General features: G+C 36.2%; 11 protein-coding genes. All 11 read right to left on the bottom strand.

Annotated features, from left to right (window positions below):
* Positions 1-4: 4 nt before the first annotated feature.
* Positions 5-1,042: a collagen-like domain-containing protein gene (locus BZG01_RS01610; RefSeq protein ID WP_143470806.1), complete on the bottom strand. Its 1,038-nt coding sequence runs from the start codon at positions 1,040-1,042 to the stop codon at positions 5-7.
* A gap of 108 nt (positions 1,043-1,150) precedes the next feature.
* On the bottom strand, positions 1,151-1,744 hold the full coding sequence (locus BZG01_RS01605; RefSeq protein WP_101308079.1) for a Yip1 family protein: 594 nt from the start codon (positions 1,742-1,744) through the stop codon (positions 1,151-1,153).
* A gap of 15 nt (positions 1,745-1,759) precedes the next feature.
* Positions 1,760-2,530 carry a TIGR00266 family protein gene (locus BZG01_RS01600; protein WP_180327168.1) on the bottom strand — a complete coding sequence of 257 codons (771 nt, stop codon included), beginning with the start codon at positions 2,528-2,530 and terminating at the stop codon, positions 1,760-1,762.
* Between the two features lie 43 nt (positions 2,531-2,573).
* Positions 2,574-3,092, bottom strand: coding sequence for a DUF3592 domain-containing protein (locus BZG01_RS01595; RefSeq protein WP_101308077.1), 519 nt, complete (start codon positions 3,090-3,092; stop codon positions 2,574-2,576).
* 12 nt (positions 3,093-3,104) lie between these two features.
* A complete protein-coding gene (locus BZG01_RS01590; protein WP_143470805.1) occupies positions 3,105-4,151 on the bottom strand; it encodes a hypothetical protein in 1,047 nt (348 codons plus the stop codon).
* Between the two features lie 186 nt (positions 4,152-4,337).
* Entirely contained in the window at positions 4,338-4,853 is a 516-nt protein-coding gene (locus BZG01_RS01585; protein ID WP_101308075.1) for an outer membrane beta-barrel protein, read from the bottom strand.
* A 56-nt stretch (positions 4,854-4,909) separates the two neighbouring features.
* Positions 4,910-6,133 carry a hypothetical protein gene (locus BZG01_RS01580; protein WP_101308074.1) on the bottom strand — a complete coding sequence of 408 codons (1,224 nt, stop codon included), beginning with the start codon at positions 6,131-6,133 and terminating at the stop codon, positions 4,910-4,912.
* Between the two features lie 2 nt (positions 6,134-6,135).
* A complete protein-coding gene (locus BZG01_RS01575; protein WP_101308073.1) occupies positions 6,136-6,747 on the bottom strand; it encodes a hypothetical protein in 612 nt (203 codons plus the stop codon).
* Between the two features lie 57 nt (positions 6,748-6,804).
* Positions 6,805-7,467 (bottom strand): hypothetical protein, encoded by a 663-nt coding sequence (locus BZG01_RS01570; protein WP_101308072.1) that lies wholly within the window; start codon positions 7,465-7,467, stop codon positions 6,805-6,807.
* Positions 7,468-7,532: 65 nt separating this feature from the next.
* Positions 7,533-9,254, bottom strand: coding sequence for an OmpA family protein (locus BZG01_RS01565; protein WP_180327167.1), 1,722 nt, complete (start codon positions 9,252-9,254; stop codon positions 7,533-7,535).
* A gap of 1,124 nt (positions 9,255-10,378) precedes the next feature.
* Complete coding sequence (locus tag BZG01_RS01560; RefSeq protein WP_180327166.1) at positions 10,379-13,252, bottom strand: tetratricopeptide repeat protein; 2,874 nt, start codon at positions 13,250-13,252, stop codon at positions 10,379-10,381.
* Positions 13,253-13,281 lie beyond the last annotated feature (29 nt).

Genomic DNA, 13,281 nt, shown 5'->3' with positions numbered 1-13,281 from the left:
TTTTCTAGTTCAAACTCTCAACTAATCTATCAAACTCAAGTTGATTGCCTTTATTTGCTTCCAACTGAACAGCAGCCTGACCCGTTATTAGTTTTATTTGATATTCAACATCTTCTACAACGAGTAGTTCCGTCATATTTTCCATTCCTTTAAGAGTGTTCTGTAATCGTAGTATGTACCTATCATCACTACTGTTTTTAAATATCCACCCCTCGCGTGTAAGGAAGTTTTTCTGATTAGTTAGCTTAGTTAATGGCAAAAGTCTTATGGAGTTTGCATCTTTCCAATAAACCAATACGATACCATTTTCGTACACATCTTGGTTTAGAGCAGGAAAGTCAATATCATCAATAATCGTTTTTGTATAACTAGTAGCGATATTGCTATACACGGTCCAATTAGAAACACTGGCAGTATATTTAAATGTTTTTACATTGGCATTTCCATCAGCACCTTTCAATTCTAAACCAGCTCCCCAGCTTGTATCGCCTTCCTCATCGGTTACCGCAGGGCCATAAAGCACACAGGTTGCTTTGTCAAGGTAAAAATCACCTGTGTTTCCGATAGTATTACCGGGAACACCTTCACCGGAAAGTATTTTTGAACCATTTGTTCCATTGGTTCCATTGGTTCCATTGATACCATCAACACCATTGGTTCCATTGGTTCCATTGATACCATCAACACCGTTCGTTCCATTGGTTCCATCAGCTCCGTTAGTACCATTTGTGCCTTTCAAAGAAAACCCATCTGTATCTGTCCAATTATCTGCATTTACTTTAGGGCCATACAACATTCCTGTTGCAACGTCCAGATAATAATCACTAACTGCACCAACTGCAGCTGCAGGCTCGCCTTCACCGCTATAAATAATACTGCCATCGGTTCCAGCTGGTCCAACTTCTCCTGCTGCACCTTGTTCTCCTTTATCACCTTTAGGACCTAATAATCCGACCTCACCATCATCACCACTACACGAAACCATCGAAATACTTAACGCCATAAAAGCGACTGCGAAAAAATAAAGTTTACTCGTTTTCATTTTTTTTGTAAATTTGAAATGATTAATAATTTGGAATTAAAGAGATCTTGCGTGATGTTTAATTCCTTTTAATTGTATTCTTCCGGAGGCTGTAACCTCCGGATTTTTTTAATATGTTTGTAAACCTGCTGAAATTAGTATTACCCCAATTACAAAGGAGACCAAAACGGACACTCCAATGACTAAAATCAGGCTGACAATAAAGTAGTTGGTCTTTTTTTCCTCGCTTACCTTCGTTATGGGAACAAAACCAATATATAAAATATACAAACTGTATAAGCCAGCCAGTAAAGCCAAGATGGTTAGACTTGGAAGAATGTAAAAAACTCCCGCAAGCCATATTGGCGTATAAGAATAGGCTACCAGTTTAATTGCATTATCCAGGCTTACCTGAGTACCGAAATTAGTTGCTAACTTATGAATACAGAACGCACTAATAAAAACACCTAAAAATGCGCCTAAAAAAGCAAGAATCGCCTGATGAAGTCCCCAGCTAAAAGAAGCTACTTTAAAATAACTCCCCAGACCAATCAATCCGTAACCAATAAAAGAGGCTATGGTAGGAATCAAAACCAAAGGAAGCACGTAAGACAGTAAGAAATCCTTCAGGTCTATTTGCTCATCACTAATTTTCGCCCATGCTTCTTTCGGCTGAAGGGTAACCAGTTTTACTCTATCGATTAAATATTCAATATTTATCATGATTTCAGGATTTTATTATGATTCCAATAGACTCTGTAAAATCCCGTTACTACCTTCTTTTCGACTATTGGAACCTCCTGTTGATAATTGATTGATTAACTTGCTAATCGGCATGGATTGCAACCACACTTTTCCTGTTCCCTGAAGAGTTGCCAGAAATAAACCTTCCCCTCCAAAAACCATCGATTTTAAATTACCGGCCTGTTGAATACTAAAATCAATACCTTCCTGAAAACCGACAACGCAGCCTGTATCCACTCTTATTGTTTCTCCCTTTAAATCATGCTCGATAAGTGTTCCTCCGGCATGAATAAAAGCATTTCCATCGCCTTGCAGTTTCTGAAGAATAAAACCTTCGCCTCCAAAGAAACCAGCACCCAATTTCCGGTTAAAATGCATACTGATTTTTGTTCCTAATGCAGCGCACAAAAAAGCATCACGCTGCACAATCACAGTTCCACCTAATTGCTCTAAATCGATAGGAACAATGGTTCCTGGATAGGGTGCGGCAAAAGCAACCTGACTTTTTCCTGTTCCCCGGTGTGTAAAATGAGTTATAAATATTGACTCTCCGGTAATTTTTCTGGATGCCGCCGAGAGCAATTTTCCAAAAAGCCCCTTGTCCGGCTCTGAACCATCTCCCATCTTTGCTTGAAAATCTATCCCTTCTTTCATATATAACATTGCTCCTGCTTCGGCTATAACTGTTTCATTGGGATCCAATTCAATCTCTACCAACTGAATATCATGTCCTATAATCTTATAATCTATTTCGTGTGATTTCATGATTTATAATTTATGATTGTTACTTTTTTCAAACTATTCTATTTTAATTTCTTGAGCCTACGAATAAGGCCAAAACAAACACTCCAATTTTTTTAACAAACTGCCACAACATCAGGAATCCAATTAAACAAAACAGTAAAGGTCCGTAAGTAATCAAATAAGTAAAAAAATTGGGGCCGGGTTCAAGCAGGGCAGCATCAGGCAATTCCGGATCATAATAAACAGTAACCGAACTTCCTTCCGCATATTTCTGAATATCTTTTTTTGCACCTGATGCACTACTGCTACTTCCATCAACAGTAGAAATCCGGGTTCCTGAATACTCCTTATCCTCAACAACATATTTGTAAACAATGTTGGAAGCATACATTTTTGTTCCATCACTTATCGATGTGCTGATATCCGCTAAAGTAACCTTGCCCTCTACAGCAGGCCATGACTTTGAAGCATTTGCCTCTTCAACAATAGTTTGGCTGATATTTTTATAAAAAAACCAACCTCCGATAATAAATGCAATTGCGAAAATGAGTAAGGCAATTGGCGAACTTTGCTTGTTTTCCATAGTCTGTCTTTTTTAAAAATTAAACGCATCCATTAGTTGAAGCATCTCCGATTTAGTCTGAACAGAACTGGACACAAGTATAATATATGTATCGTAATCTGGAATTTCGATGATTAAAGAAATACCTTCGTCTCCTTCCATTTTACCATACATACACTTTTTCCCACTGTGTGTAAAAACATCCAAATTTCCTTCCTGTCCTGGATTGCCGTTTTTACGTGAAGTTGCAGCTACTCCCAAACTACCGTTCATTCCTTTCATAAACATGGCGCTATAGGTTCCTTCCATATTCATTACCATCATTTTATGGTAATTATTAAAGCTAAAACCATTTGCAATTTTCTGAAACTTTTCATAAGGATACTTTACAGGAACTAAATCTATTGCTTCATCGCCATCACTGTCATCGCTAAATCCTTCGCTCATGCCACCAAATATTTCCTGCTGATACTGATCCTGATCTTCGTATTTAATGTTGGTGGGAGGAGTAAATTTTGAGGCAGACACAGAACTGTTTTTGTCAAATCTGGTTGCTGTTTCAATTGCTTCGATTCCTAGGATCTTGGCTTCCGATTTTAAGGTAACACCTTCGTATATCCAACATTTCGCTCCCATTAGCTTTACTACTTCGCACTCATTCCCCAAAACTTTTTCTTTGCCAACAATCTCGCCACCAAATGCTTCCAACAGATCTTTTCCCATCTTCTTCTTCTCAGCATCGGTCATATTATCAGTGATATTCTGAAAAGGAACTGTTCCTTTCTGCCCTTTATTCTCAATTAAATTAGCAGACCAAAACTGTCCTCCCTTTATAATTGAAATATCATGTGTTTTGGTTTCACTCTTAATTCCAAACATTTTAGTTACGCTTACCGATTTGGTTTCCGTAAAAGATGAATTCCCATAGTTGTCCCACCAAACAGATTTGGTGCCAGTAGTATTTCCGCTGAGTTGATACTCAACATGCCCCGATTTGATGGCATATATTTGACTCTTTTGTTGAGCTGTAGCAACATGCGTCATTAGCAAACACGTTACTATAAGAATAATCTGTTTCATCAGTGAATGAATTTGAATTAAATGTTCTGGTTTATTTGTAAGCATTAAGAAAAAATGGTTGGTGAAAATTTGATTAGAAAGACTTCCTGTTCGGGACTTTTTTATTATGGTTGTTTGGTTGTAAAGTGAATTGGTTGATTGCCCAAACAGGAAATACTAACTAAATGTATCTAATCAAATAAAACTCTAGAAATGGTATAACAATCCTACCCCTGCTGACAAGTAGTTGGTGCTACCAATGGTATATTTCAAATCAGCATTAAAATACATCTTGTCAGAAATTGCAAAGCGACTACCCACACCAATATTTAAACCAACATTACTGTCGGAAACAGAACCACTATCAGATCCAAACCCTTCAAGAACTTCATAACCCTCATAAGTATACTTCAAGAAAGTCATATTCAAACCTCCAATGGCATAAAATGTATTCTTATCATCTGCAGAAAACACATAATGTGCATCAAAATCTAATGTAGACCAATTCAGATTATTTTTCTTTAGATAATAAGTGAATGCAGGAGCAATTTCCCATGTATCACTTGCTAAATAAACACCTTTAGCTTCAATACCCATAGTACTGATATCTGTTGCATACTTAAGACCAGCTCCGGCCAAAATTTTTGAGTCTTGTGCTTTGGTAGTCAGGCTAAAGAATACAGAAAGCACGGTTGCGAATACTAAAATTAACTTGTTTTTCATTTTGTTTACTTTTTACTGGTTTTTAAAAAATTAATTAAGGTTTATTGAATAATAAGCTATTTCGCTTCTATTATTTTATTTAATTCATACATATAATAATGACCAAACATGCCTTCTTTGTCTTCAATTATCTTGGCATAAACTCCAGGTTTATCATTAATCATCCATAGTTTATATTTTTCTTCGGAAGTGCCGACAGACTCAATTACGGTACAATCGAAAGTGCCCGATGGCGTTGTGAGTTTTTCTTGTCCAGCTACCCGAAACGAATTCTCTTGTAATGGATACAGGCGATTGTAATAATTGAAATCTAAAACATTGGGTGGTAATTCCGTTTCATCAGGCAAATTGTATCTGTCGTATCCATAAAAAATAAAATCGATACTTACACTTTGCTCCTCTTTATCGGTCTTAACATCGGCGGTCAGTTTTTTAGTTTCAAAAACGTTTGTCCCCTCTACCAATGTCGAAAAATTATATTCCAATTGACTCGTATTTACTAAAGACATCAGCATTTCGAAAGGATCAGTCCAAGGCAATTTGTTCTCTTCCCCATCATACTTGTAATCTCCATTTGCATCGAAGAAATCGGCTTCGGTAAAAGTTAATCTTTCGATATTTTGAGAATTAGCCTCTGATTTAAGCAAGACTGTTTCTACTCCTGCATTTTCTAAAACCAGTTCTGTTTTACTGATTGTAAGAATTTTATTTTTACCGCCAATCTGGTCTATCCGGCCAATCAACAGCAGGCTTTGTTCTTTTGGATTAAAAATCCACATTCCTCCAGTCCTACCTTCCATTCCTGGCTCTTTCTCGATAAAACTAAAACTATCCGGAGCCTCAAAGATCAATACTCTCGTCACATCTGTATTTTCCTCATCGGCAAATTTCCAAGAACCTATTAAGCCCGATTCTGAATTATTCTTGGCTATTTCATCCATATTTAGTCTGGATAGGAACCATTTCTGATCACCCTTTTCAAAGTTTAGCTCTTTCTGATTCAGATTCATAATTTTACAATCTCCTCCAAAATCTTTATCCATATCCGAGCTCATAATCAATTTCTCTTCTTTCTGATTATGCGACCACGATCCTACATCAATTCCCTGAGTTATAATAGATCCATCAGCTCTGTAATCGATAACAAATAATGGTTCATCAACTTGATCGCCCACCACTATTTTAGTAACCAGCCAGCTTCCACTTATTTTTGAATCCTGAGCATTTGTCACTTTTATCAGCGACAGCAAAACGATAAGAATAATTGTTGCTTTTTTCATTTTTATTTGGATTTAGATGGGTTACCTAACACTTTCACAACTTCATTATAAGCATCTCTAATTTCACTCTCGCTCAAATCAGGCTTCCTTTGTTTGGCTCGTTTTCTGAAATCTTCGTAAGACATAAAATTGGTTTGCTTTTGGAGCTTTTCAAATTCCTTTTCGGCTTCTTTCAGCATTCCTTCCAGTTCGGGACTGGCTTCATCGAACTGCTTTTCAGCCTTTTTCAGTTCCTGATCCAATTGACTTTCCGGCACTGGCTTGTCTGATTTTTCGTCTTCTTTTCCAATAGCTTTATCTGCATTGATGTATGCATTGATGAACTGGAAAGCATCCTCTTTTGTCAAACCACTCTGATCATTCTTCACCTCTTCCAGTATTCCCATTTCGTTCAGCATCTGATCGAAATCGCTTTGATTGGGAGCCTTTAAACTATCTTTCTCATCATACTTTAAGAAAAAATCAATCATGGGTTTGGTCGAATCAATCATATTTTTGTTTGCCTTCATGTAGGTTTCCAGCATCACATCTACTCCTTCTTTTTCCACTTTCCCCTGAGCCAACAAGGCCGAATTGGCGACAAAACAGAGCACTATGACTAAAATTTGTTTCATGCTTTTTTTGTTTAATGATGAATAAATGATCTACCTGTATTATTATGAGTGATTAATTTACAAATCAGAAATGTCCTTGTGAGGAAAATTAGGAAGCTCGAAATAGCTGTCGGCTACAGAAACATCAAACTTGATACTTGTGGCTTCCTTTATGATGGTGATTCCCGCCATACTTGTTACAATCTTCAGCGTTAATCCTTTGTAAATCCATTGTTTAACCCCAAGAAGATCCCATACTTCACAGTCGTAACCAAGAACATCTTCATTATCCATTTGAACTCCACCCATACTTATCATGGTCTCTTTCCCAGCTTCCAGTGCATCTAAATTATTCTGACGCATATAATCAATTAATGGATCTTCTTTTGTGTAAATTATGCTGTGTTTATAATCAACCACATAAATTTTCTCATTATCAATTTTATAAGCATTGCGGGCATTCGTAGTTGTCGATTCTTCTATTCCATTAACATTAATAATGGTGATCGTTTCCGATTTATCCTCAAAATTCATTTCCAAAGCGCCCCATTTTTTAAAATACAGATCTTCTGTTCCTGATCCATTCACATATGGGCCTGATATTGAAGTTTCGTAGTGTACAATGCCAGTCTCCACATTGTAGCGTTTTATGTCTTTACTCTGTAAATCATCGTCCTTATCGCAAGAAAACAACGCGATGCTAAATACAACTAGTGTTAAATACTTTAATCTATTTTTCATGTCTTTTATTTTTTACTTTAAAGTGCTAATCAAGAAGATTACCCTCTTACTATTTTTCGATTTTATTAATTTGGAATCAAATAGAATCCAGTGTTCTCTCGCTGTACAATTGTTGTGGATTTCGCATCCGATCTGCCCAGCCAAAAATCTTCTTCCGATCTCATCATGTCACCGGTATTTCCTTCGTCCAAATCGCAGGTATAAGTACCTCCAATTTCCAAATGATCCGATTTGCTGTGAACAGAACCATCATCATTATAGGTTACATACTTAACTGTCAACCTGTAATTATCACTTTCATCAACATTCAAAACTTCCATCTTACCCAAATTTCCATCCGATGATCCATAGATGATGGTAGTCCCATTTTTTAGCAGAATTCCCGATTGATCGGAAACCGGGATATTCCCATTTGGTAAGCTTTCCATTTTAGTATCAATCGCTTTACGATCCAAAGAATCAAAAATTGAATTGCCTGATGTATTGGGATTGGCAGATGCAGTATTCCCCTCTGTTTTCACGAACTCTACTCTTCGATTGTTCGCTTTTCCCTCTGGTGTGCTGTTGTTATCCAATGGCTTGCTTTCTCCATAACCGGCATAACTCAATCGGTTCGATGAAATTCCCATTTCGATCAATTTCTCCATCACCACTTTGGCTCTTGCTTCCGATAAACTTTTGTTTGAAGCATCATCTCCATCGCTGTCGGTATGACCTTCAACACTGAAATTTAGGTCGGGCTGTTTTTGTAAGAGTTGGAATATTTCATTGATTGGCCCCATCGATTCAGGCTTTAAACTTGCCTTGTTAACATCGAAGCGGATTCCATTACAAATAATTTTACCATCTTGAAGAACGCGATCGTAATATTTTACTCCTCCTTTTGCAATGCGAACATTTTTCACATAGTATGCTTTGTCGTCGGCTAATTTAGCCCAATAAGCCTGCAGGCTGATTCCCGTTGGATTTGCTTCATAATGTGGAATATTTATCAAGCGGGTGTCATCCATATACACTTTCAACTTGCCTTTTGTATAGGCTATCGATACATGAATCCAACGCGCTTTATCATTCCATGTATAATCCAAATCCGGGTGTTCTCCTGAAACGTCGCTATTCTCAACAGAAATATGTTTGTAGCCTATTTCAATTTCCTGACCACTATTCTTCTGATTTTTCAGATCGTATAAGTATACCGAAAATCGATTGCCATTCGCTGGCTTGTAAAAATCAAACTCAACCGTAAAAATTTCAGGAAGATAATCTTCACTTGCATTCTTCAGATATGGAACAACCGTAGGGGTTCCATCCATAAACATCATCACATTTTCGCCATTTACACTTGCTATTTCAACCTGCCCTTTCACCAAATCCCAACGACTAGGAAATTCACCATTCTCCTCTGTTACTGCAGGACTATCTTCAAAAATCACTACATCACCTGGAACGAAATCGAATTTATTCCAAACTACATTTGGCTTTTTAGCAACTTGCTTTTCTACTCTCTCGTTACTATTATTCCCATCATTTCCATTTGAGTCTTCTTTCTTATCTGAGGTATTTTTTGGCTCTTCGTTCGCAGCTTTCTTTTTCTTCTTCTTTTTACCGAATAAACTTCCAATACCTTCTTCCAGTTTATCGAAGCCTTTATCTACGCCTCGTTCTATTTTATTATTAGCACGACGTGTACCTTGTTTCTTTACTACTTTTTCCGGCTCTACAACTTGTCCGTTTACCAAACTAAAGCTAAGCGCAAACAAAAACGTTATGAATATTCCTTTTTTCATGTTTCCTATTTTTTGGTTTCGATTACATTGTAAATGTATGGCGACAATCATTTTTTAAATAGGTGTATTGTTCCATTCGTATGGTTAGATGTTCTACACTTTGATTATCTGACACTTAACCTTTTGGATTTTGACATAAAACAATTATTCTCTACTTCCATAGGGGATCTAATTAAGAGAAGAAATAAGCTTGCTGGTAGCGGAGAAACCTATTAATCAAAAGGTGTTTTAAACAATAAAAAGATAGAGTTTACAGGCATTACCGCCGATAGGAGATTTGTTTTTCGGGGCTTGATGTTCCCTTAAATCTGGATTTAGAATTGCACGAATGAAAACATCAGTATAAGAAATGTTCCAGAATCTGCTATAAATGTTCCAATAGTAGTATAACCTTCTGATAATATGCTTTATATCATCTAAATATAAAACAACTTATTCTTTAAGATTGTAGTGCTTTGTGTTTTAAATATTCGCAAAAATATCTTTTACCGATAATTTTTACTTTTTTCATTTAAAAGGAGGCTATTTTAAAATGTGAAATTTGGCTTGAAGATAGGCAAGTGGTAAAATTTAGGTAAGTACAATTCACAGTCTACTTTCTCGAGTTGCCTACTGCATAATTCCCTTACGAAAAAAAACAATCCGAGTAAGTCATTTTGCTTTCCTAGTTCAACTCTGCAAGCGAATTCCCTTACTCGTGAATATAAAAACTCTACTCGGATACTCGAACCATTTACTCGTAAAGCAAAAAACAGCTACTCGCTCTACTTATTTATTACTAGGCTTACAATTTAGCTTACTCGATAAATGAAAATAAATACTCGCTAAGTAGATTGCCTCGCCATACTATAAAACTTTTCTTTAAAAGCGAAGGCTATTCCATTTTAAATCGATCATAAACTATTACGAACATTATAGGTATAATGCCTTGTGAAGAAAGAAAAATAAAATGAGGGTGTCCAAAAAGTATAGTTCCATTGTCATTCTGAGCTTGCCGAAGAATCTTTCACTCTGAAAAACAGATGTTTCGACTTCGCTCAACATGACAATCCGATACAAAATATTACTTTTTGGACACCCTCAGTATTATACTATTTAGTGTCGCACCTAGCTTATTATCGAGTTTAGATACATGTTTCGCTATGTGATTTCACATATTCAGAAGGAGTGCAGCCTTGAATCTCTTTAAAACATTTGGAAAAATACGAGGTGTCGTTAAATCCGGTGGCAAAACAGATATCACTAATAGTCACATCTGGCTGTAATAGCATTTCCGCTGCCACTTTTACCCTTTGAGTTCGAATAAAAGCGGTAGCCGACAGTCCGGTTAATGCTTTTAGTTTTCGATGAAGTTGAGTTCTACTCATAAGCGCAAGTTCGCAAAACTGATCGACACTAAAATCGGGATTCGCTAATTGATCCTCCAAAACTTGCTGTAATGTTCTGGCAAATTTTTCTTCTTCGGATGGAAACACAATATTTAAAGGACTGATAACTATTTCATTTTGATACTTTTTCTGCATCTCTTTTCTTGTGGCAATTAGTCTTTCCACCTTAACGATTAAAGCCTGAGCATTAAATGGTTTTACGATGTAATCATCTGCGCCGGATTTAAGACCATCCAATTCATTGTCATCACCAACTTTGGCAGTCAATAAAATAATGGGTATGTGATTGGTTTTTACATCTGCTTTTAAGCAGGAACAAAGTTCAACACCACCAACTTTTGGCATCATTACATCCGAAATAATCAAATCAGGAATATATTCGATTGCCATCTTAACACCAATTTCCCCGTCATCAGCTTCTAAAATTTTGTATTTATGAATAAAGTACGTTTTGATGTATTTCCGCATATCTAAATTATCCTCAACAAGCAACAATACGGGCAAATCTTCAATTTTCACCTCGTTTTCTTCTTCCGGGTTCAAATCTGAATTTACTTCATAAAACTGCTCCTCTTTTTTTGCCAGAGGCAAAAGTGATATTTCGTTTGCCTTAAAATGATCTTTAGATGTTGGCAACAACAATTCAAATTGAATGATTTGATTATTGGAACAACTAACCTTTATGGGGGCGCGGTAAAGAGTACACAGTTCCTTCACTAAAGAAAGTCCAATTCCCGTTCCCTGCGTTTCATTTTCACCGGCACGGTAAAAACGATCAAAGATATGCGGCAATTGCTCTTTGGTTAATGTGCAGCCTGAATTACTTACGGTGATTTTAATATGATCATTAAACGCAGCAAGCTTCAGTTCCACATTGCCATTTCCAGGAACAAACTTAAATGCATTGGATAATAAATTGGTAATTATTATTTCGACAATATTCGTATCGAACCAAACATCTCCTGATTCATTTATTTCCAATTGATAATTTATCTTTTTCTCAGATGCCTGATAAGTAAACGAATTTGAAATTCCTTTTAGTAATGTTGACAAATTGCCTTCCTGCGCAGCAATAGCAAAATGACCTGCATCAATTTTAGAAAGGTTTAACAGTTGATCAACCAATGCAAGTAATCTATTGGTATTACGCAGAATCAGTTTCATCTCTTCCTGCTCCTCATTACAATGAGGCCGTGCCAAGTGCTTTTCTACCGGACCTGTAATTAAGGTTAAAGGTGTTCTAAATTCATGGGAGATACTGCTAAAGAATTTTGATTTCATCTGGTTAACAATCTGTAACTCTCTTGAAACCTTTTGTTTGTTCTTGTATAAATAATAAAAAAATGCAGCCAATCCTCCAAAGAGCAAAAGCAGAACTCCAAACTGATTTCTCTGCATTTTTTTTGATTCTCCAATCAATTGATTTCTGGTATTCAACAGCTCAATCTGGTGTGTTTTATTTTCCGATTGATATTTAAATTCCAAATCATTCATTACGCGAACTGATTCGCTGTTGTATAACGAATCGGTATAATTTTTATGCAATAACAGAGCATCACTTGCCTCCCTATATCTTCCTGTTGCATAATAGATTTCATACAAAATCTTATTCGCAAACATGAGATTATCAACAGAATGAATTTCTTTTGAAATTAATCTTCCTTCCAACAAATTCTTTTCAGCTTCCTTGTATCGTTTTAACTTCGAACAAACATTACCATGTTGAATTAGTATCGTACTTAAGTAACGCTTATCATTTCTTGTTCGTTGCAAAGCGAGTGCCTGCTCAAAATACACATAAGCTTTCTCATATTCATTTTGAAACATTTTCACTTGCCCCAAAAGCTGATAACAAATTCCCTCACCAATAGGATTCCCACGTAATTTTGACAGCTCCAGCGATTTATTAATATAGTAATTGGCCGAATCAGCTTCCTGCAAATCGAGATAGGCTTCGCCAACATTCCCATAACTAATCTCCAAATGATATTTGTTGTCGCTGCTTAAGCCATATTTTAAAGATTCCCGAAAATAGGATAAGGCCTTTTCATATTCTTTTTGCACCAAATAGATATTTCCAATTCCGTTTTCGGCGATGGCTTTTCCATAAAAGTTGTCGGTGTATTTTGTAGTATTAATTGACGAAACAAAATAATTAAGAGCCTCTTCATTCCGATCCGTTTTTCGACAGACAACCCCCAACTCATTATAGATTCTGCCTAATTTATAGTAATCTTTTATTTTATGAGCAAAGGGCAGTGACTTTTGATAGTAATATTTAGCAGAATCGTAACCGTGTGTATATCGATGGTTTACTCCTATCCGATAATAAATTTCTGCCAGGCCGGTAGTATCCTCATCAGTTTTAATTTTATTCAAAAGCAGATGCAAATAAGACGGATATTCATCTTTTAAAATTTTCCGGTTATCAGATACAAGGCCAATTACACTATCAGAATTTTTCATTTTTCCTTCAACCATAACCAGCCCATTTATGGTTGCTTTCAAGCTGTCTAAATCATGAAACCGGGCTTTCTTATAATCATCCTTAGCATAAGCTTCAGTAATTAATATCGTGAAAAGAAAGAAAAGAAAAATTTGTTTTATCATATTATCAATTATAAATCTTCTTAAAAAAA

Source organism: Labilibaculum manganireducens (assembly GCF_002843385.1).
GTDB classification, from domain to species: domain Bacteria; phylum Bacteroidota; class Bacteroidia; order Bacteroidales; family Marinifilaceae; genus Labilibaculum; species Labilibaculum manganireducens.
The sequence above is the reverse complement of the archived record's forward strand: the minus strand, read 5'-3'. Positions and strand labels throughout refer to the sequence as shown.